Source organism: uncultured Allobaculum sp. (assembly GCF_948576815.1).
Classification (GTDB): domain Bacteria; phylum Bacillota_I; class Bacilli_A; order Erysipelotrichales; family Erysipelotrichaceae; genus Allobaculum; species Allobaculum fili.
Genome location: NZ_CAPAEZ010000015.1, coordinates 1 through 20,964 on the forward strand (window position 1 = coordinate 1; position 20,964 = coordinate 20,964).

Sequence of the window (20,964 nt, forward strand, 5' to 3'; positions counted from 1 at the left end):
TTATCCCAAGGAGGCGGTCGAGAAAATACCCGTCTTTTATTTGACGCTTACGACAGCCGGACGAAAAAATTATGTTCAATTTTGTGAAATCCAAACCCCTCAATCTCGGTCCAGAAAGAGAGCTTTGAACGAAAAAGCAGATAAATTAACAACAAAGTGTTTTAATAAAGAGTATAGACGAGCTATCTGTTCCACTTTCTGACAATGGATCGGAAAATGGACAGAAAAAGGGCGGATTCTGGCCTTTGTTGCATTTGGTGCCGCCTCTCTTTATGATGAGTTCGAAAATTCTGGAGGTTTACTATGTCTTCACCACGACAATCAAGGCCGGAGAATCGGCGTACTTACCGTAATTCCGCACCGGAAAGCACCAGAAGATCGAACCCCCAGGGCCGGCGTTCTTCTGGAGCAGAAGACTGGTACGATGACGATTACGAGTACGTAAACGTCTCTTCGAAAGCCAGCCGCCGCAAGGCACCGACTGTTCCCAGTTCCGTCCGGAAAAAGAAAAAACGCAATCGCCGTCCCGGCATTCTGGCCTGGCTGATCAGCCTGGCTGCCTTATGTGCCGGCGGCTATTTCATTTTTGAGCTCTTCCGTCTCGACATTTTGCCGCTGATGTATCTCTTCATTTTCGTGGCCGTTCTCAGTCTGCTTCTTCTGCTTTTTGTGTGGATCTGGCTGGGCAAGACACGGCGGCCGGTATCCAGGACGATCATGGCTATTCTTGTGATCGTACTTGGCGTCGGCTGCGGCATGGGTGGCGTCTATGCGCGGGCGACCGAAGATATGTTTACGGAAATTTCCTCGCTGACGGATCGCAAAGCCAACGTCATTTCCTTTTATACGCTCAAAGGCAACCATATTACGGAACCCGATCAGCTTAAGGACGGTACGGTAGGCTATGTAGACGGTCTCGATTCCCATACGCAGGACGCGTTAGAAAGCCTGCGCAAACAGGGCGCTTCCTTTACCCCCGTGCAGTACGATTCGATCTACTCGCTGGTCGACGCGCTCTTCGATCATGAAGTGACCACGATCGCCTTCCCGGAAAACAATCATGAAGAGCTGTACGAGGCCGCTAATGACGAAAACCAGTACAGCGCGCTGAATACGTTTGCCAACATCACGGACGAATACATTTACTATACCGATCGCGACGCGTCGTCTATCACGCCGTCCGATCCGGTTGCCAACATCATGAGTGATCCCTTTACGGTCCTGATTTCCGGAAACGACAGTTACGGAACGATCGATACGGTTTCCCGTTCGGATGTAAACATGTTAGTGACGGTGAATCCGCGAACCGCACAGATTTTGATGATCTCCATTCCGCGTGACACGTATGTGACGGTATCCTGCGAAAAGAATTCCCGTGCCTGCGAAGCGGTGGACGGCTCGACCGATAAGCTGACCCATACCGGCATTTACGGCGTGGGCACGACGGAAAGCACGATTGAAGATTTCCTGGGCGTGCCGATCAATTACTATGTACGTGTGAACTTCTCGTCGCTGATCAATCTGGTCGATGCGGTCGGCGGCGTGGATATTGATGTACCGGAAGGACAGGAAGTGGAACGCTTTTACGCCAACGGAGAAGAAGGCGTGCATGCGGGCGTCAATCATCTCGACGGCGACCGTGCGCTTGCCTTTGCCCGGGAACGTCATGCGTATGTCGACGGCGACAACCAGCGTGTCAAAAATCAGGCGATGGTCATGAAGGCGCTGATTCGCAAATGCATGTCTCCATCGATGTTCATCAACTACCCGAAGGTGGCCAAAGCAGTATCGACGGCGATCGATACGAACATGAGCGCCCGGGAGTTGAAATCCCTCGTGACGCTGGAAATTGCCAGACGTCCGGACTGGAACATTCAGAACTATGCCATTGCGGGCGAATCGTCTTTTGAATACTGCGCGACGCTCAATACGACGGCGAGCGCTTCCATCGCCGTTCCGTCCATGGTGGAATACGCGAAATCGCTTATCGCGGATGTGCGTGCAGGCGAAACGATCGAAATTTCTCCCGAAGCCATTACCCCGTCGGTCGATCTCACACAGGATCAGACCCAGACGGAACAGGATAATGCCTACAACGAACCGCTCGTTACCGATCCGTACGGCTATGGTCAGGATTATGTCGATCCTGGCTACGATCCGTATCAGCAGCCGGCGCAGGATTACGGCTATACCGATCCGAATGTGCAGTACGATGCCTGGGGCAATCTCATCGATCCTTCGGCGAGTCCGTTCATCGGCTATGACGAATGGGGCAATCCGATCTACGGCGGATAGCCAAACCTTTCCTTTGAATTTTGTTCAGGCGAAAAGCAAATCGAAGCTTTTCGCCTTTTGTCTGAACCGGCAAAACGGTTCGCCTGGACGTGAGGCCCTTCTGCCTTTCCGCGCTCCTGCCGCTCTGTTTCCGCAGGACTGGAAACAGGGGAAAAAAGAGGAAATGAGCAGGGAAGGACTGAACCCGATATAATGAGGATGTTATGAAATTGGATATTACATCGCGCACAGCTGCTGCGAAGCTCAAATATTTCTGCTGGATCCTGCTGTTCTTTCTGCTGAGTCTGCTGGTCGGGATCTTCATGTTCAAATCCAGATAGCGGGAGGTTTCATGAAGACAAACAAGACCGCGCTGATCTGCATCAGCGACACGTACCTGCCAAGAGCCAGACTTCTCGCCAGACAGTATCAGAAGCATGGCGAAGAGACCGTTATTCTTACGCCGGATTTTTCGCACAAAACCAAGGCGCCCTTCTCGTCAGATGAAGAAGGCATCGTCAGGCTTCGCCATCGGCCCTACCAGAAAAACCTGTCGTGGCAAAGACTGCTGGGACATATGGAATTTGCCAGACGTGCCAAAACGTGGCTGGAAGACTGGAAGCCGGATCGCATCCATTGTCTGATTCCGGCCAATTCGCTGGCGATGGAAATTGGACGCTACAAGCGAAAGCATCCGGACGTCTGCCTGATTTTTGATATCAACGATCTGTGGCCTGAATCGCTGCCGGTCGGCTCCTGGTTTGGCAAAACGCCGCCGGCCTGGATCTGGAAGCATATGCGAAACGGCTATTTAAAAGACGCGGATCTTCTGGCCAGCGAATGCGCTCTGTTTCAGAAAAAAATTCAGGAGCAGACCGGTCTGCCCGCGCAGGTGATGTACTGGTCGGCCGGAACGGAAGAAACTTTTACAGCGCATTCTGCTTTGGAAGATACGGAGCATCTGAATCTCTGCTATCTGGGGTTTGTCAACAACATCATTGACCTCGATACGATGGAAACTCTGTTTCAGGCGCTTCATGCACGTACGGCGGTTCGCCTGCATCTGATTGCGCAGGGACAGCGCCGCGACGAAATGGTCGAGCGGCTTTCCCCGTACTGTGAAATCATCGATTACGGAGCCGTCTATGATCCAGAGCAGAAACAGTCGATTTTTGATGCCTGCGCGTTTGGCATCAACATTATGAAACCGGACGTACAGGCCGGCCTTTCCATGAAGACGCTCGATTATTTACAGGGCGGGCTTCCGGTCATTAACAGTCTGGAAGGCGATGTGCACGACTGGATCGAAGAGTACAGATGCGGGATCAACATCGACCGCAGCCGTCTCGAACAGACCGCAAAGGAAATTGCGGAGGCCGCTCAAAATCAGTTAGAGGCCATGCGAAAGGCGGCCCGTCAGGTTTTTGAAACGGATCTGTCTCTGTCGGCGTTTGAAAAAAGCTTTGAAATCCTGTGGCAAAGCGAGCAGAATCTCACAAAACACAGCAGGAAATGAATTCAGAATGGCCCATTGGAATAAAGCCGGGCGTTTGTAAGCGGAGTATGCGCGCAGGCGGGCGGCTTTTTTTGCGATCTGCCGCGCAAAAGATCACAATACGGAATATGGATCATTCTGCCCGTCTGGATGTATAAACCTTTCGGCAGGCTGTACTTGCGGGATAAAATCGCGGCGGGACTGCATGAGACATACGCAGACGGTTTCTGTAGTAGGCAGAAATGGATTTTCCATCCCCCCCCCAGAAAAATTCAAAGTGTGGCCCGCGGCTATGCATCGAATTTTTCAAAGGAAAATCCGCAGTCGATCTTCTTTTCATTTTGTTTTATCCTTTGCGGCGCAGACTGGCGCTGCAGTCTGGTACAAGGAGGCTTCATGAACCCATCGAATCCCATTCGCCTGTCTCTGGCGATGACCACATATAACGCAGAAGTGTATCTGATCGAACAGCTCGAGTCGATCCGTCTGCAGACGATGCCTTTTGATGAAGTCGTCATCGTTGATGATGCTTCCAGAGATCACACCGTCGAAAAAATCCGCGAATATATCGCCACATACCATCTCGCCGGCCGCTGGTTTCTGCACGTCCATACCGAGAACACCGGCTTTGTCCGCGCCTTTCGTGATGCGCTGAGCCGCACGCGGGGCGAATATATTTTTCTGAGCGATCACGATGACATCTGGAAACCAGAAAAAGTCGAACACATGATGAAGATGTTTGATAAGCATGTGGAACTGCTGGCGCTCGCTTCTTCCTTTTCGCTGATTGATGCCCAGGACCGTCCAATCGAAGGCAAGTCGAGCAGCCGGCGAAGCAACCATAATCTCATTCGCCGTCCGCTGCCGCGCGGCCAGTTTTCGTGGCTGACCTTTGAAGATCTGATGGGCTACAATGTCTCGCCAGGATGTACGCTCGCGCTGACCAGGCGGCTGAAGGATGAGTACCTGTCTACGCCGGTCGATATGAATCTGCCCCATGACTGGGCGATCTGCGCGATCGCAGCCATTCAGAACGGTCTGGGCTATCTCGACGAGGAACTGATGGGCTATCGCCAGCACCCCGGCAACACGCTCGGTCTCACTCGCCGCAGCGACTACGAAAGCCGTCTGCATGCTTCGTGGCAGGACTATCTCCAGAAAGAAGCACTCCTCTCGCTGACGCTTCAGTTTCAGGCCGAGCCGCAGATGATCGAAAAGATGGAAGAAGTCCGCTCGTTTTACGCGCAGAGAGCCCAGGCGCTCAGCCACCGCTCCCTGTTTGAACTCAGCTCGCTTCTGCTTTCCCATCAGGGCAGCGGATTCCGCCTGACGCTTGGCATGGACATCAAATCCATTCTTTCTTCTTCCTCTTCTTCCGCTGCTGCGCAGCAGGAAGCCAGAGCGTTCAATCCGATCGATCCATCCTCCAGAAAAGAAGAAAAAGAAGCAGAAACCGATCCGAAAGGAAACCGCCCGCAAAATGAAACGGATCGGAAAAAGGCAGCCCGAAAAGCGGACGGAAAGGCGGACGCATGAGTTCGAGACTGTCCATTTCGGTCGTTCTGGCTACCTATAAAGGCGCACCCTGGCTGAACGCGCAGCTCGATTCCATTGCCGATCAGCTATGGGTCGGCGATGAGCTGATCATCAGCTGCGATGGCGGTTTAAGCGAAGATCTTGAAATCGCGGAACGCTTTGCCAAAGCCCATCCGGATTTGCGGATCCGTATTTTAAGCGGCCCGGGTCTTGGCGTCGTGCGCAACTTTGAATTTGCGCTCAGTCAGGCAAGACGGGAAATTATCGTGTTCTGCGATCAGGATGATGTCTGGAAACCGGGCAAGCTCGACTTATACCGTCACGGCTTTCGCGAAGAGAACGTCATGGCGATGCTTCACGATGCCTCGATATGCGATGCTGATCTTCACGTGATTGAACCTTCCTTTTATCAAAGCCACGGCTCGAAGGAAGGATTCTGGAACAATCTGCTTCGCAATTCGATGATCGGCTGCTGCATGGCAGTGCGAAAGGAAGTCGTGGACGCAAGCCTTCCCTTTGGAAAGATTCCCATGCACGATCAGTTTCTGGGCCTGCAGGCCTATCGCATGGGCAAGGTGGTTTTCAGCCCGAAAAACTGTCTGGACTATCGACGGCATGGAAACAACGCGTCTTCGCTCAAATCGAGTTCTCTGCAAAATCAGATTCAGTGGCGCCTCCAGCTGATCGGCGCGCTGCTTCGCCATCCCGTTCCTAAGCAAAAGGCAAAATCAAGATAAGGAAGAACACGGAGGTCCGGCAATCCGGGCTTTTTTACGGAAGTGCGTATCCTCCGAGAAAAAAGCGCCGTGCCTAAAGCTGAACAGATTCGGAATGAGCAGAATTTGGGAAAAATGTGGGAGAAAAATCGCCAGAAAAAACCATTAAAAATCCGTGAATGCTCTTACATTTCGTATGCTGTGGGACGTGCGCCGTATCATTTCCCATCTTTTCTTTTTTTGGCTAAGATGGAGCTGAACGGAAAAGGAGAACTGAAGAGATGAAAGGCATCATTCTTGCCGGCGGATCCGGAACAAGACTCTATCCATTAACCAAAGTAACCAGCAAACAGCTTCTTCCTGTTTTTGACAAGCCGATGATTTATTATCCAATGTCCATTCTGATGGAAGCTGGCATCCGGGAGATCATGATTATTTCTACCCCGGAAGACACGCCTCGCTTTGAGGAACTGCTCGGCGACGGCAGCCAGTTCGGTCTGGAGCTGACGTACAAAGTACAGCCCTCGCCCGATGGACTGGCGCAGGCATTTATTTTAGGCAAAGATTTTATCGGAAACGATTCCGTCGCCATGATTCTTGGCGATAATATTTTCCATGGTCACGGTCTGACCAAACGGCTTGTGGAAGCTGCCGGCAGAGACAGAGGCGCTACGGTATTTGGCTATTATGTAGAAGATCCGGAACGCTTTGGCGTTGTCGAGTTTGACGAAAACGGCAAAGCCGTCAGCCTGGAAGAAAAACCGGCCGAACCGAAATCCAACTATGCGGTTACCGGTCTGTATTTTTATGACAACAAAGTCGTGGATTACGCCGCCCATCTTCAGCCTTCCGCCCGCGGCGAGCTGGAAATTACCGATCTGAACAAGATTTATCTCGATCAGGGCGAACTGAACGTCACCCTGCTTGGCGACGGCTTCACCTGGCTCGACACCGGTACGCATGAATCTCTGGTGGATGCCACCAACTTCGTGAAAACCGTTGAAGAACACCAGCACCGCAAAATTGCCTGCCTGGAGGAAATCGCCTACCGGCAGGGCTGGATCGATCGCGAACAGCTCGAGAAAACGTACGAGATTTACAAGAAAAATCAGTATGGCGCCTATCTCAAAAAGCTGCTCGATCGCAAATACATTGATAAAAACCAGAAATAGCGGTCTGCTCGGAAGAAAAACAGATCCAAAGCCGGACAAAAGACCGGCCGACATTCAAGAGGAAATAAGCATGAAAGTGATTGAAACGGAAATTCCAGGCGTGCTGATCGTGGAAACCGACGTTTTCGGCGATCATCGCGGCTACTTTACGGAAACCTATTCCAAACCCAAATACGAAAAGCTCGGCATTACGGTCGACTTCGTTCAGGACAACATGTCCTTTTCCGCAGCCGAAGGCACGCTGCGCGGTCTGCACTGGCAGAACCCGCCGTATGCGCAGTCTAAGCTCGTCAGCTGCACGAAGGGGAAAGTCATCGACGTTGCGGTCGATATCCGCAAAGGTTCTCCAACCTTCGGCAAATGGGTTTCCTGCGAACTGTCGGCGGACAACCATCGCCAGTTCTTTATCCCGCAGGGCTTTGCGCACGGCTTTCTGACCCTGACGCCGGATGTGGAATTCCGCTATAAAGTCGACAATGTCTACGACAAGGCATCGGAGGGCAGCATCCGCTATGACGACCCGACCGTCGCCGTCGACTGGGGCATGCTTCTTAATGGACGCGAACCCGTGCTCAGCGACAAGGACCGCATTTCGCCGGTTCTCGAAGACGCCAACAACCTGTTCGTTTACGATGACATGATGAAAGGAAACTAGCCATACATGAAAATTCTCGTTACTGGAGGAGCCGGATTCATCGGTTCCAACTTTGTTGAATACATGGTCAATACGTATCCGGAAGATGAAATCATCAACCTGGACGCGCTGACTTACGCCGGAAATCTGGAAAGTCTCAAGAGCGTAGAAAACAAGCCGAACTACAAGTTTGTCAAAGGCGACATCGCCGATCGTGACTTCATTTTCGATCTGTTTGAAAAGGAACGTCCCGATATCGTCGTGAACTTCGCCGCCGAAAGCCACGTCGACCGCTCGATCGAAGATCCGGAAATCTTCGTAAAATCCAACGTTCTTGGCACAACGACTCTGCTCGATGCCGCAAAAGAATACGGCGTTAAACGTTTCCATCAGGTATCGACCGATGAAGTGTACGGCGACCTGCCGCTCGATCGTCCGGATCTGTTCTTCACGGAATCCACGCCGCTCCATACGAGCTCGCCGTATTCTTCGTCCAAAGCCGCTGCGGACCTGTTCGTTCAGGCGTACCACCGCACGTACGGCCTGCCGACAACGATTTCCCGCTGCTCGAACAACTACGGACCGTACCAGTTCCCGGAAAAGCTCATCCCTCTGATGATCGCCCGCGCGCTCGATAACGAAAGCCTGCCGGTTTACGGCGACGGCGCCAACGTGCGCGACTGGCTGTACGTTCTCGACCACTGCAAGGCCATCGACCTGATCCTGCGCAAAGGCAAGGAAGGCGAAGTCTACAACATCGGCGGCCACAACGAAAAGAGCAACCTCGAAGTCGTTAAGGCGATCCTCAAGGCACTCGACAAGCCGGAATCCCTGATCACATACGTAGCGGACCGTAAAGGTCACGACCGCCGCTATGCGATCGATCCTGCAAAAATCGAAAAAGAACTGGGCTGGGTACCGGAAGAAAACTTCGATACCGGCATCCAGAAAACGTTCCAGTGGTATCTGGACAACCAGGACTGGTGGAAAAACATTCTCAACGGAGAATACAAAAACTACTTCCAGAAAATGTACGTCGACAAAGGAAGAGTCGACCAGTAAAACCGTCTCGCTATTGAGGCATACACGCTTATGAACCCGCAGCCGGAGGGGCGAAACAGCTTCGTCCGTCCGGCTTCTTTTCGTTTTGAGCACAGAGGAGGATTGAAAATGAAAATTCTTGTTACCGGCGCAAAAGGCCAGCTCGGACACGACATCATGGTGCAGGCCAAGGAGCGCGGCATTGACGCCGTCGGCGTCGATGTAGCGGAAATGGACATCACCAGGCAGAATCAGGTTGAAGAAGTCATTTCCCGCGGCGATTACGACGCCGTCATTCACTGCGCCGCCTGGACCCAGGTGGACAAGGGCGAAGAACCCGAACTGTTTGAAACCGTAGAAGCCATCAACGCGACCGGAACCGGCTATATCGCCAAAGTGTGCCGCGAACTCGACATCCCGCTGATGTATTTCTCGACGGACTACGTCTTTGACGGCCAGGGTGCGGAACCGTGGAAAGTGGATGATGAAAAAAATCCGCTGAACGTTTATGGCCTGACCAAATCGGAAGGCGAGGACTACGTGTTCCAGAACCCGAAAAACTTCGTTCTGCGCATTTCCTGGGTATTTGGCGCCAACGGCATCAACTTCATCAAGAAAATGATGCAGCTGTCCGAAACCCACGACACCCTTACCGTCGTTGACGATCAGGTCGGTCTGCCGACGTACACATGGGATCTCGCCCGTCTGAGCCTGGATATGATTCAGACCGACAAATACGGCACGTACCATGTGGCCAACAGCGGCGACTACATTTCCTGGTACGATTTTGCCAAGGAAATTTTCGCCCAGACCGGACGTCACGTAAAAGTCATTCCAGTCGGCTCCGATCAGTATCCGGCTAAGGCGAAACGTCCGTCCAACTCCCGCATGGACCTTTCCCGCATCGCTGCAGAAGGCTTTGAACCACTCCCTGCATGGCAGGATGCGCTCGCCCGCTATCTGAAAACTATGGATCTGGCTTAATCTGGCTAAAGCCTGCCTGTTCGAATTTACGAAATTTACGCTCTGTCATCCGGCAGGGCGTTTTTCTTTTGGACGATTGGAAAAGGCCGGTCTTCGCGTTTAAAAACCGGCAAAAGAAAACGGATGCCCGAAGGCATCCGAAACAAATCAAAGATAAAGCGGGCACGCAAATCCAGATAACAGAAGGAAGACATAGATCTGTTTTTGCGCTTATGCGTTTGGCTCTGGCTTTGGCTTGCGCTTGAACAGGGAACGGCAATGTTTCCAGATCCACCGTCCCAGGGAATGGAGCGGATGGAACGATTCGGAAATCATGCCGGTGCGCTCGATGAACAGTTCAATGACGAGCAGAAGAAGCAGGATCAGAACGACACCGGCTTTTCGGCTGTAAATGTAAATGAACGCGCTCATGCCAAACAGGAACGTAATGCCGCACATGATGATGACCGAATTGGTCTGGCCAAACCGCTTGAGCAGCTGATGGTGCAGATGGGATCGGTCCGCCTGATCGACCGGAATGTTATGAATCTTGCGGCGCAGGATCGCGGAGAGCGTATCGATAATCGGCAAAACGAGAAGCAGAATCGGCAGGCCAAGGGTAATGGTTGTCGACGATTTGAATCCGAGAAGGGAAAAGGAAGAAACGATGGAACCCAGAAACAGAGATCCGCAGTCACCCATGAAAATCGAAGCGGGATGCGCGTTGTAGAGCAGAAAGCCAAGTACCGCGCCGGAAAGCATCAAGGAGAGGATGACCATATCGCTGCGCTTGTCGACAAACGAAATCGAACAGATGACGGCCAGCACAATGAGAATCATGCCGCCGCAAAGTCCGTCGAGACCGTCGAGCAGATTGATCGCATTCGTGATGCCGACCACCCAGAGGATGGTGAAGATCGAACAGATCAGATCCGAACGGATGGCCCAGCCAAAGATGCGCAGGGTATCGACGCGTATGCCGTAGTGAAGCAGAATCAGCGACGCCAGCACCTGCAAAATGAATTTGACCTTGGCCGGAAGATCCACAAAATCGTCAGCAAGACCGATGAAAAACATCATCGAGCTGGCGAGATAAATGCCGAGTATGGAACGGTCCGCCTGCCCGTTGAGCAGCAGCGCACAGGAGAAAGCCAGATAAATGGCTATGCCGCCGATCCGGGAAATACGGCCGTGATGAATGGTACGGTTATTGATTTTCGCCCAGGCATCTGATGGATACGACAGCCGCTTGATCAGGGGAATGAGTGCGGCTGAAATCAGAAAAGGCGTAATGAACGCCATGACAGCAGTCACGGACTTCCTCCTTTCCAGGACAGTGAGAGCCCTTATGCCATTATGACAAAGAAATTCATTTTTTGGTATTTCATCCGTTCGCCCGAGTTTGCGACTGTGTCTGTATACGGGTCTGCACAAAGACGACACTCGCAGAGCGTTTCCGGGAAAAGCCGGACGGGGCCAGCGGATTTGGTTATACTGTTCTGTATCAGGATAAGGCGATACGTTTGTTTCAATGTACAGAACTGGGGGATTGGACTATGAAAAAGATGCTCCTTCTTTACAATCCTGTGGCCGGAGACCGAAGAATTCAGAACAGCCTCTCCGATCTCGTCAATCAGATGACGGGAATGGGCTATCTGGTTACGGTGTATCCGACACAGAAACCGGGAGATGCCAGCGAAAAGCTGAAAAATCTGGATCTGAGCGGCTGCGACCGTCTGGTCGTCTGCGGCGGCGACGGGATGCTGCACGAAGCGCTCAACGGCTGGATGGCTGGAAAAAACATGCCATTGCTGGGCTATATTCCTTCCGGCACCGTCAATGACTTTGCCAACTCGCATGAAATTCCGCTCAAGCTGAGCGAAGCCGCTGAAATTGCGGGCGGCGACTGGTGGGCGCCCATCGATGTCGGTCAGTTTAACGAGGAATATTTTTCCTATGTGGCCGCCTTCGGTCTGGGCACCTCGGTTTCCTATCTGACGGCGCAGGAGCGCAAAAACCGCCTCGGTTCGATCGCCTACGTTCTGGAAGCCCTTGGCCGCGTGGATTTTGCCCATTGGGAAAACAACTGTGAAACGCTGGAAATCGAATGGGAAGGCGGTTCGCTGCAGGGCGACTTTCTGTATGGCATGGTTTCCAATTCCCGCTATATCGCCGGATCGGATCTGTTTACCCGAAACATTTATAACTGGCACGACGGACTGCTCGAGGGTGTCTTTATTAAGCGCCCGATGAATATCAGCGAGCTCAACCAGATCATTTCCTGCCTCATGCGCTCTTCTTTTGACAATCCGCTCATGATGCAGGTGCAGTCGCCCTGGTTCCGGTTGAAAGGGGAAAACATCCCGTGGACGCTCGATGGCGAATACGGCGGCGTGCACGATATCGTCGAGGCCCGCGCCGTTTCTTCGGCTCTCAATCTCGCTCTGCCCAAATCGCACGTGCAGGAAGCGGCCGACTGGCTCGCCGCACTCCACCCGGATGTTCCGCTGGCGCTGCCCGAAAATCCCGCGAGTAAGGAAAACGCCCAAGGGGACGGTCCGCATGGAAAATGATCTCATTTTAAATCCGTCGCAGACCGAAGCGGTCGAAGCCATTGAAGGCTACGTCCGGGTTGTTGCGGGCGCCGGTTCCGGAAAGACGCGAACACTCGCCGCCCGGTATGCCTTTCTGATCGAGATCGGCATGATTCCGGAAAGCATTCTGGCAATTACGTTCACGAACAAAGCGGCAGCCGAAATGAAATCGCGCATCCGCTCACTCACCGGAGACGATCAGTGCGGGACGATCTGTACGTTCCATTCGCTCTGTTCGATGATCCTGCGCGAGGAAAGCCACATCATCAGCTATCCGAAATCGTTTGTGGTGCTCGACAACGCGGATATCGATCAGCTTCTGCGGCAGGTGTACGACGAAAAGGGACTGACGCTTCACGACATGACGTTTTCCAAGGCGCGGGACATGATTGAAATCCGCAAGATCAAGGACGAGCCGAACTACCGGGAAGATCTCGTGGCGCTCTCGCCCGCAGCCATTCAGAAAAAATACGAAAACGCGATCGATCCGCAGGACCAGATTTTTTACGGGTATCTGAGCGCGCAGAAGAAAAACTTCGGCCTCGACTATAACGATCTGATTTTGCTGACGCTGAAAATCTTTGACGAAAATCCCGATGTCGCCCGCAAGTGGCAGCAGCGGTTTGAATACATCATGGTGGACGAGTTCCAGGACATCGACGGTCTGCAGTACCGCCTGATCGATGCGCTGGCCAAAGTTCATCACAATCTGTTTGTGGTCGGCGATCCCGACCAGACCATTTATACGTGGCGCGGCGCCAACGTACGCCGTCTGCTCGATTTTGATGAACATTTTCATCCGTGCCAGACGGTGCTGCTCAACGAAAACTACCGCTCCACGCCTCAGATTCTGAAGACGGCCAACTCGCTCATTTCCAAAAACGCGAACCGGATCGACAAGGATCTGATACCCTTTCTGCCGGATGGAAAACCGGTGGAAGCCGGTCATTTTGAAACGCCGGAAAAAGAAGCAAAATGGATCGCCTCGCGCATCGCTTCCCGTCATGAGGAAGGCGTGGCGTATCGTGACATGGCCATTTTGTACCGCGCTCATTATTTAACGCGTCCGATTGAAGACGCGCTCATTGCGGCGCACATTCCGTACGCCGTGTATTCGGGCGTGCCGTTTTTCTCGCGTGCGGAAATCAAGACGACGCTCTCGTACTGCCGCATGCTGCTGTACCGGGACGATCTCGACTTTTTGCGCACGATCAACGATCCGCCGCGCAACATTGGAAAAGGCCGCATCGCCTTTTTAAAGGACTATGCCGAACAGAGGGAAATCTCGCTCTATCAGGCGCTCGTCGAAAACAGCGAAAGCGACTATTTCGCGTCGACCAAAGCGGCTGAGTATATCGCGGTCGTGGAAGAAACGGTATGGCAGGACCGGCTGATCAGCCAGGTGCTCGATGAAGTGCTTGACCGCTCCGGCTACGAAAAGGAACTGCGCCTGCGCGGCGCCCAGGATCGCCTCGACAATCTTGCCGAACTGAAGCAGGCGGCTGCCGAATTTGAAGTGTCGTGGGGAGAAGATACGACGCTCGAATCGTGGCTGAACCAGAACGCGCTCTTTTCCGCTGCTGATGGACAGACGACCAGCGATCAGGTACGCCTGATGACCATTCATACGGCGAAGGGACTGGAATTTGACACCGTCTTTCTGCCGGCGCTCGATGAAGGCATTTTCCCGTCGAGGCAGACGAAAACCCGCCCGCAGATGGAAGAAGAGCGGCGCCTGATGTTTGTCGCCCTGACCCGCGCCAAAAAGGAGCTGTATCTCAGCGATGCACAGGGCATCCTGCATTCGGGATCGAATCGCATGCCTTCGCGCTTTCTCTTTGATATCGGGCTGGAAAACGCCGTCTGGCAGCCGCCGATTCCAGAAGATCTCATTCAGGCCGCGACCCGCTTCATCTCGCTGCGCTCCCGTTCTTTAAAAGGGGAGTCGGAAAACGAAAACGAGCTGCAAAGCGGCGATCGCATCGCGCATCCTGTCTTTGGAGAAGGCATCATTCTCGATCTGGATCGACAGGCACAAAAAATCGTGATTCAGTTTGATAAACTGAGCACGACGCGTACGCTTTCCCTGCACGCCCGCCTGAAAAAAATCAAAGGCGATCCGGAAGCCATTTTGCATTAAGCCTGCGCTTTCTCTTCGAAAAGGCAGATGAAAGATCTCCCGGAGGGTGCAGGACGTATACTCAAAAAGAAAAAAATAAAACCGCATCTTCTGGATGCGTATGGGGATAGAAAGCCATATCGGCTTTCGTGAAAATACAGCCAGCGGCTGTATGGAAAAGGGGACTGAAAAGGAAATGGATACAGAAAAGAAGCCCGCGGCGCCTGAAAACAGCCAGCCGGAGACTTCGGCGGCCGCAACAGGGGATCGGGCCGCTGGAAGTCCGCCTTTACGGCGAGCAAAAATCAGCGCCTCCAACACGCCAAAAATCGTAAAACCGAAAACGGCGAATGCCAGTACAAATAAAAATGAAACCGAGGCGCATAGTGATGGTGCGATTGATCGTCTGGAACGGGAAAAGCCGCTGACACGTCTGATGGAAGAAGCCGAACGCCAGGAAGAGGCCGGCGAAAGCCCGAAGACAGAAACTGCACCGTTCGGTTCGGAACCCGCCGCCAGTGCGGATTCAAATTCCGATTCGAGTGCGCAAGAGGAAAAAGAGAGCGAAGTATCCAAAGAAGCAAAAACGCCAAAAGCGCCAAAAGGGCCTTCCCGCTTTGCCAGACTGGTACGAAAGCCGGGGCTCTGGTGTCTGCTGATCTGCCTGCTTGCCGTGTTCTGGCTGCTCTATTCGATGCTGGAACTCGGTCTGCTGCGTCTTTCGGCCGCCGCCTGGATTGTCGGACTGGCCGTGGCGGCTATGACCGTTGCGGGGTTCTGGTTTTTCGAAACCCGAAACCGTCTGTGGTCCATTCCAGCCGTCTTTCTTTGCGTGGCCATTGTCGTAACGTGCTTTTTTGGTCAGCGCTATGTGCATTCGATTTCCAGAGAAATCGATCAGCTGAGCGACTATGGTCAGGAATACACGCTGAGCGCCGGATTATACGTACCGAACGCGGTACCGCTCCAGACGATTGACGCTCTGGAAGGCCAGATTGTCGGCGTTCTTGACAGTCGCGGCAACGAAACGAATGAAAAAGTTCTGGACCGTCTGAAAGAAGAAGGCGTGACGGTGCGTACCGAATCGTACAGCACGCTCCAGCAGCTCAACAAAGCCGTTCGCGGCCAGAAAGTACGTGCCGCCATTCTGACGCCGACGGAAATTAAGCTGATTCATGAATTTTCCAATGGACAGACGTCCAACGGCGATCTGACAAGCGCGCTGAACGTCAGCTGGTCGACCGGTCTGGTCGAAGAAAACCAGCCGCTCGATCTCAACACGCAGCCGTATACCGTTCTGGTTTCCGCTTCGGATACGCGGCTGAATACCCAGATGTACACGTCGACAATGACGATGCTGCTGACCGTCAACCCGACGGCGCATCAGGTGCTCGTCACCGTTATTCCGCGCGCGCTGGCTCTGCCGGCCAAATGCGACGGCACGCTGGGCTGTCCGGCCGATGGCGCTGCCGACCGTGCCGGTCTGCTTTCCAATTACACGCTCGAAGCGCAGCGGCAGGCGCTCGAAGAAGAATTCGGCACGTCGATTGATTTTACCGTTCAGGTCGATCTGGCCGCGGTCGTTTCGCTGTTTGATGAAATGGACGGCCTGTATCAGTCGGGCGGACGGGAATACGAAATCGCTTCAGCGATTACGGTCAATCCGGATAAAGGCGTATCCGGACCGAAAATCCGTCAGATTCTCGGCTCCCTGTCCAACTACTCCGGAAACGATTTCGACCAGGAACTGAACCAGTTTGTCATGTTCTGCGATCTTGCCCAGGCCAGAAAGCAGATTTCGTTTACGAACATTCCGTCCCTGCTTCGTATTCTCGACGGATCGATGATCACATCGTTCAACTACGAACAGCTCTGCACGCTCATATGGCAGTACGTTCTTGAACCGGAACCGTTCACGTGCTGGTATTCGACCGTTTCCGGGGAATACCAGACCCAGTATTCCGCCGTTCTTCGCGATTCGGCGTACATGTTAATTCCCGATCCGGAATCGCTGGATCAGGCGAAGACGGCGATTCAGTCCATTCTCAGCGGCCACGAACCGCAGACGTCCCGCATCGAACGAAGCGATGAACCGGCACCGGCTGCCGAACCCAATGCAGAATCGGATCCAGCAGCCCAGCCGGAAACGCAGCCCGAAGCGGCAGAAAACGGCATCGTACAGGATGCGGGAAATGAAGTTCAGCCGGAACTGGTACCGGCCGGACAGTAATCAGCATTAAAAAAGAAGTGTGAGGCGCTTTATGTATAAAACCAAAGATCTGTATACCCATGAACATTCCCTGGCCAAAAACTGGCTGGATCAGTTTGAATACCCCTGGCAGGCTTTAGGAAAAATCAATGAACTGATTCTGACGCTGTGTCACGATCTGCCGGCGGAGTATGAAGAAAAGGAACCAGGTATTTTCGTTCATAAAAGTGCAGAGATCGCACCGACCGCGGTTTTAAAAGCACCCTGCATTATCGGTCCGGATACCGAAGTGCGTCCAGGAGCCTTCATTCGCGGCAACGCGCTCGTCGGTGCGCACTGCGTGGTCGGCAACTCCACCGAATTAAAAAACGTGATCCTTTTTGATCACGTTCAGGTTCCGCATTACAACTACGTCGGCGATTCCATTCTCGGCTATCGCTCGCATATGGGCGCAGGCTCGATTACGTCCAATGTAAAAAGCGACAAGTCGCTGGTTGTCGTCAGCGACGGCAAGGAAAAAATCGAAACCGGTCTGAAAAAATTTGGCGCCATGCTGGGCGACGATGTAGAAGTCGGCTGCAATTCCGTTCTCAATCCGGGAACGGTAATCGGCCGCCATACGAACATTTATCCGCTCTCGAGTGTCCGTCATGTGATCCCTGCCAATTCGATTTTCAAGGACAAGGATCATATCGTCTCGAAAAAGTAACGCGCATACGAATCCGTATCCATTCAAAAGAAAGTAGTCTTTGTCTCGGTTTCTGCCAAAGCGAGGACTGCTTTTTGTTTTGGTCAAAAAGCCGCCGGCAAAATCGATGTAAAAAGCAGCGACGAAAAAGTGTATGAAAAAAGGGGCCGTAAAAGGCACCCTCTTCAGTATTTTCGTTTCATTTTGCGAGATCGGACTGCAGGTTTTTGAGAGCCTCTTTTGCATCGACCGCCATAAGAGACGTATCGTCCCGCTTTTTCAGGCGCAGAAGCGCTCTGGCATCGGGATCTTCTTCCTGCAGCGACCAGAGAAGATCCATGGCGCCTGCGGGATCGTTTTGCAGCCTTATAACAAAATCGTCATCGCTTTCGTGAAGAAAACCCTGCAGCTGATCGAAGCCGTCGCTGTACAGCGCAAATCCGTTTACTTCGTCAAAGGGAATGGAACCCGTCAGCGGGGCAAACCAGCTGGCGTTCAGATCGACAATCGGATAGCCGCCTTCTGGATTGTTTTTGCGGGCGCGGTTGGCGATGAGCATGGACTGAATTTCGGGAAGCGCCCGAAGCGCTTTTAAGGAAAGATCGTCGTTTTGACGGATTCGGGCCATCGCTTCCAGAACCTTATTGTCAAAGAAACCGACACGCTCGTCGACCAGACGAAGCGGACGATCCTTTAAGGCAAACAGCAGCGGACTGTCGCCCAGAATGAAATATTCAAAGGCCTGGGTACGCTTACTGGCGCGCACGATGCTTACGGTACAGGAAGGCATTTCGTCTTCGGGGCACTCTCCAAACGCTGCGGAAAGCTCATTTAGAATGATTTTGAGAATCGATTCGATGGACGCGTCCAGATTTTCAAAGCGTTTCGCGGATCGGGCAATGGACCGCGCCAGCCACGCCGCGTCCGATCCCGTCTGCATGCGATTGCCGCCCTTGAGCGCGCTCGCTCCGTCCGCAATCAGCCAGACTGACGAAGAGATGCCCAGCGCGTCTTCGTTAACGGGCTTTTCCGTTCGGCTTTCGAAAAACACAGGCTTTCTCCATGAGCAGGACGTTGATCATATAGGCGATTCCGTTTTGTCCCGCGTTGTACTTGGTCGTTCTTCGGCAGACATCGATGACGGATTTCGGGCTGTTTTTCATCGCGATGCCAAACGTTTCCTTCAGCAGCGCTTTTTCAACGCTCAGCGAGCCGAAGCAGAGCGTCTGTTCGGCTGAGAAATGAAATTCCTTCTGGGCCAGTGCAAAGGCTTCGCAAAGCGAACTGCCGCGCGGGTAAATTTCCAGAACGGTCGGGAAGACGCGGCAGACCGGATAGGCTTCGAGCTCTTTCTTGCGGCGGATCCGGTTGATCAGCGCCTTGGAGCTGATCAGAAGCAGACGGTGATAGGACGATTCCGATTTGAGCGTATTGAAATCGACGGAACGAACCGGGTAGAGGTGCTCGCGCAAAGCGAACAGAAAAGCGTACGTTCCCGGATGATCGCACAGGTAGCGGCGGCCGCTGTCGATGATGCGGGCGCAGGGGATTTTCAGAGAAAGGTCGGATTCCAGCGTCGACAGACTCGTCAGCAGTTCGCAGGCTTCTTTTGGATTAAACGCGTGCAGGCTGATGATCTTTTTTTCAGGCAGGGAAACGTACTGGCTGCCTTCGGCGGCAAGAACGTAGGAAAAAATCCTGTCGATTCGTTTGCGCTCCAGAAAATGAAGAACCCAGCGGGCATCGCGCTGAGAACACAGACCAAGGACGATCCCCTTGGAATGCAGATCTTCGAGAATGGACATGGTGGCTGGAGGAATGTCTCCAAACTGGTTGAGAAGCGTATTTTCAAGTCCGATCAGGACAGAATGAATGATTTGCATGTTCTTATTCTATCAAGTTTGGCTGAGCGTGCACGAATCCGAAAAAAGAAGAAAACGGTCGAACCGGTCCGGTAAAAAGAGGGAAAGCTTTTATCCTCCTGTTCACGATCGGGAAATTTTCAGGAAAAAAGACAGCCCGTTAAGATTATTTTCATGTTTCTGTGGCACAATTTCTGTGAAATTCCCAAAGCCCCCGCCTTGGGAGTGTTCTGTATACAGCGATGGAAACGATGTTCCGGCAAACAGACCGGACCGTTATCGCTCTGCTTATTGAAAATAAGGAGTTTTCACATGAAAAAATGTCCAAATTGTCAGACGGAAAACCTGGATACCAGCCGGTTCTGCAATGAGTGCGGGACGCGTCTTCCGGATTCTGAAAATAAAACGGAAACCAAAAGCACGGAGGCCTGGTACTACGTCGAAGACGGTGCCTCCAAAGGTCCTTTTTCCAAAGACGATTTCCTGAATCGGATCGTTTCAGGCGACCTCGGTCCGGATACGTACGTGTGGACGCGTGGCATGAAAGAATGGACCCGCCTGAAATCCACACCGCTCTATCAGGAAAGTGAGCCTGCTGAAATGCCGGCCGAGTCCGAAACCGCTGCAGCGTCCAGTACGAACGCCTTTACGGATACGAGCACGCCGCAGAGTACCCAGACCAGCATGTCCGGTTCCTATTCTTCGACTACTGAAACGTATGGCGACAGCTCGCAGGCGCAGGAATGGTACTACGCTGTAAACGGCCGCTCCTATGGACCGTTCTCGGAAACGGTTATGATCGGCTACATCCGTCAGGGTATTCTTGACGGCGAATCCCTTGTCTGGAAAAGCGATTTTGAAGACTGGAGAAACCTTTCCGCTACCGAACTGCGCGCCTATCTGCCTGCGCAGTCGACTGCGCCGCGCCGTTCCCAGCCGGATCTTCGCTCGAACGCAGGCAATTCTTCCACCGCCTACATTACCCCGCGCAACCCCGTACTGTATCTGCTCGGAAGCATTCTGACCTGCGGTATTTTCAGTATCGTCTGGCTCTATCTGCTCGTAGAAGACTCCAATCGTCTTGCTGCAGCCAAAGGCCAGCCGCATGGACCGTCTGCCATGTCGGTTATCCTGCTGACGATCGTGACTTGCGGTCTGTACCTCATCTACTACTTCTACAAGCTGGGTAACCTGCTGTATGACTGCTCCGGCCGTCGTCAGTCCAACAACGCGGTACTCATGCTGATTTTGTCGATCTTCGGTCTCGATGTCGTTTCCATGATGATCGCGCAGGATCAGATCAATACCATCATTTCGCAAGACTAGTTTTGCATCACCTTTTCGAACCTGGCCAGTCCTGTTTTGGGACTGGCTTTTTGTTTCCAATTCAGTCAGGGAAGGCAGCCAGAGAAAAAACGCAGCGAGAAGAGAAACCTTCAGCCGAAGAAGAACGAGTCTATGAAGAAAAGGCACATGGTTTTGGCCGCTCTGCCGCTGCGCTTAAAATGTCTTTCGAATCTTGATTTCAGGACTGTACAAACTTTACAATGAAACGGCTTCCCCTCTGCCCGCGACCTGGCTTTCAGCCGGGTTGACGAGCCCGCGAGGGAAAAGCGCAGCAGAGAAATTTGAATCCAGCGCAAAAAAAATTCATCAAAAAC

Annotated in this window: 16 protein-coding genes; 13 read left to right on the forward strand and 3 right to left on the reverse strand. The window is 52.8% G+C overall.

Annotation, left to right across the window (positions count from 1 at the left end; translation table 11 throughout):
- Positions 1–303: 303 nt before the first annotated feature.
- From Q2J39_RS03215 to rfbD, 8 genes are all read left to right on the forward strand, one after another.
- Positions 304–2,295 (forward strand): LCP family protein, encoded by a 1,992-nt coding sequence (locus Q2J39_RS03215; RefSeq protein WP_288339103.1) that lies wholly within the window; start codon positions 304–306, stop codon positions 2,293–2,295.
- A 331-nt stretch (positions 2,296–2,626) separates the two neighbouring features.
- Positions 2,627–3,790 (forward strand): glycosyltransferase, encoded by a 1,164-nt coding sequence (locus Q2J39_RS03220; RefSeq protein WP_288339104.1) that lies wholly within the window; start codon positions 2,627–2,629, stop codon positions 3,788–3,790.
- A gap of 375 nt (positions 3,791–4,165) precedes the next feature.
- Positions 4,166–5,305, forward strand: a complete 1,140-nt coding sequence (locus Q2J39_RS03225; RefSeq protein ID WP_288339105.1) for a glycosyltransferase — start codon at positions 4,166–4,168, stop codon at positions 5,303–5,305.
- Entirely contained in the window at positions 5,302–6,042 is a 741-nt protein-coding gene (locus tag Q2J39_RS03230; RefSeq protein WP_230267639.1) for a glycosyltransferase, read from the forward strand. The genes Q2J39_RS03225 and Q2J39_RS03230 overlap by 4 nt, the downstream gene beginning before the upstream one ends.
- A 260-nt stretch (positions 6,043–6,302) precedes the next feature.
- On the forward strand, positions 6,303–7,193 hold the full coding sequence (gene rfbA / locus Q2J39_RS03235; RefSeq protein WP_288339106.1) for a glucose-1-phosphate thymidylyltransferase RfbA: 891 nt from the start codon (positions 6,303–6,305) through the stop codon (positions 7,191–7,193).
- A 70-nt stretch (positions 7,194–7,263) separates the two neighbouring features.
- Positions 7,264–7,848 (forward strand): dTDP-4-dehydrorhamnose 3,5-epimerase, encoded by a 585-nt coding sequence (gene rfbC / locus Q2J39_RS03240; protein ID WP_230267641.1) that lies wholly within the window; start codon positions 7,264–7,266, stop codon positions 7,846–7,848.
- Between the two features lie 6 nt (positions 7,849–7,854).
- On the forward strand, positions 7,855–8,889 hold the full coding sequence (rfbB, locus tag Q2J39_RS03245) for a dTDP-glucose 4,6-dehydratase (protein WP_230267642.1): 1,035 nt from the start codon (positions 7,855–7,857) through the stop codon (positions 8,887–8,889).
- 108 nt (positions 8,890–8,997) lie between these two features.
- On the forward strand, positions 8,998–9,852 hold the full coding sequence (rfbD, locus tag Q2J39_RS03250) for a dTDP-4-dehydrorhamnose reductase (RefSeq protein ID WP_230267643.1): 855 nt from the start codon (positions 8,998–9,000) through the stop codon (positions 9,850–9,852).
- Between the two features lie 210 nt (positions 9,853–10,062).
- On the opposite strand, the gene Q2J39_RS03255 is transcribed toward rfbD, so the two are convergent.
- On the reverse strand, positions 10,063–11,145 hold the full coding sequence (locus Q2J39_RS03255; protein ID WP_288339107.1) for an MraY family glycosyltransferase: 1,083 nt from the start codon (positions 11,143–11,145) through the stop codon (positions 10,063–10,065).
- A 242-nt stretch (positions 11,146–11,387) separates the two neighbouring features.
- On the opposite strand from Q2J39_RS03255, the gene Q2J39_RS03260 reads away from it, so the two are divergent.
- From Q2J39_RS03260 to Q2J39_RS03275, 4 genes are all read left to right on the forward strand, one after another.
- Positions 11,388–12,404, forward strand: a complete 1,017-nt coding sequence (locus tag Q2J39_RS03260; protein ID WP_288339108.1) for a diacylglycerol kinase family protein — start codon at positions 11,388–11,390, stop codon at positions 12,402–12,404.
- Positions 12,394–14,565, forward strand: a complete 2,172-nt coding sequence (locus tag Q2J39_RS03265; RefSeq protein WP_288339109.1) for an ATP-dependent helicase — start codon at positions 12,394–12,396, stop codon at positions 14,563–14,565. Before Q2J39_RS03260 ends, Q2J39_RS03265 begins: the two co-directional genes overlap by 11 nt.
- A gap of 151 nt (positions 14,566–14,716) precedes the next feature.
- Positions 14,717–16,774, forward strand: coding sequence for a hypothetical protein (locus tag Q2J39_RS03270; RefSeq protein ID WP_288339110.1), 2,058 nt, complete (start codon positions 14,717–14,719; stop codon positions 16,772–16,774).
- Positions 16,775–16,805: 31 nt separating this feature from the next.
- A complete protein-coding gene (locus Q2J39_RS03275) occupies positions 16,806–17,462 on the forward strand; it encodes a UDP-N-acetylglucosamine pyrophosphorylase (protein ID WP_230267648.1) in 657 nt (218 codons plus the stop codon).
- Positions 17,463–17,640: 178 nt separating this feature from the next.
- Here Q2J39_RS03275 and Q2J39_RS03280 read toward each other — a convergent pair whose 3' ends face one another.
- Together Q2J39_RS03280 and Q2J39_RS03285 are read right to left on the reverse strand one after the other, a co-directional pair.
- The gene (locus Q2J39_RS03280) at positions 17,641–18,492 is read right to left on the reverse strand and encodes a hypothetical protein (RefSeq protein WP_230268296.1); all 852 of its coding nucleotides are present in this window, start codon (positions 18,490–18,492) and stop codon (positions 17,641–17,643) included.
- Positions 18,458–19,324, reverse strand: a complete 867-nt coding sequence (locus Q2J39_RS03285) for an HAD hydrolase family protein (RefSeq protein ID WP_230268295.1) — start codon at positions 19,322–19,324, stop codon at positions 18,458–18,460. The genes Q2J39_RS03280 and Q2J39_RS03285 overlap by 35 nt, the downstream gene beginning before the upstream one ends.
- Positions 19,325–19,615: 291 nt before the next feature.
- On the opposite strand from Q2J39_RS03285, the gene Q2J39_RS03290 reads away from it, so the two are divergent.
- Complete coding sequence (locus tag Q2J39_RS03290) at positions 19,616–20,629, forward strand: GYF domain-containing protein (protein ID WP_288339111.1); 1,014 nt, start codon at positions 19,616–19,618, stop codon at positions 20,627–20,629.
- Positions 20,630–20,964 lie beyond the last annotated feature (335 nt).

What these genes read in the sequence shown, in the direction of transcription:
- Q2J39_RS03215 (WP_288339103.1), top strand. Translation starts at nt 304, where the DNA reads ATGTCTTCACCACGACAATCAAGGCCGGAGAATCGGCGTACTTACCGT.
- Q2J39_RS03220 (WP_288339104.1), top strand. Translation starts at nt 2,627, where the DNA reads ATGAAGACAAACAAGACCGCGCTGATCTGCATCAGCGACACGTACCTG.
- Q2J39_RS03225 (WP_288339105.1), top strand. Translation starts at nt 4,166, where the DNA reads ATGAACCCATCGAATCCCATTCGCCTGTCTCTGGCGATGACCACATAT.
- Q2J39_RS03230 (WP_230267639.1), top strand. Translation starts at nt 5,302, where the DNA reads ATGAGTTCGAGACTGTCCATTTCGGTCGTTCTGGCTACCTATAAAGGC.
- rfbA (WP_288339106.1), top strand. Translation starts at nt 6,303, where the DNA reads ATGAAAGGCATCATTCTTGCCGGCGGATCCGGAACAAGACTCTATCCA.
- rfbC (WP_230267641.1), top strand. Translation starts at nt 7,264, where the DNA reads ATGAAAGTGATTGAAACGGAAATTCCAGGCGTGCTGATCGTGGAAACC.
- rfbB (WP_230267642.1), top strand. Translation starts at nt 7,855, where the DNA reads ATGAAAATTCTCGTTACTGGAGGAGCCGGATTCATCGGTTCCAACTTT.
- rfbD (WP_230267643.1), top strand. Translation starts at nt 8,998, where the DNA reads ATGAAAATTCTTGTTACCGGCGCAAAAGGCCAGCTCGGACACGACATC.
- Q2J39_RS03260 (WP_288339108.1), top strand. Translation starts at nt 11,388, where the DNA reads ATGAAAAAGATGCTCCTTCTTTACAATCCTGTGGCCGGAGACCGAAGA.
- Q2J39_RS03265 (WP_288339109.1), top strand. Translation starts at nt 12,394, where the DNA reads ATGGAAAATGATCTCATTTTAAATCCGTCGCAGACCGAAGCGGTCGAA.
- Q2J39_RS03270 (WP_288339110.1), top strand. Translation starts at nt 14,717, where the DNA reads ATGGAAAAGGGGACTGAAAAGGAAATGGATACAGAAAAGAAGCCCGCG.
- Q2J39_RS03275 (WP_230267648.1), top strand. Translation starts at nt 16,806, where the DNA reads ATGTATAAAACCAAAGATCTGTATACCCATGAACATTCCCTGGCCAAA.
- Q2J39_RS03285 (WP_230268295.1), bottom strand. Translation starts at nt 19,324, where the DNA reads ATGCAAATCATTCATTCTGTCCTGATCGGACTTGAAAATACGCTTCTC.
- Q2J39_RS03290 (WP_288339111.1), top strand. Translation starts at nt 19,616, where the DNA reads ATGAAAAAATGTCCAAATTGTCAGACGGAAAACCTGGATACCAGCCGG.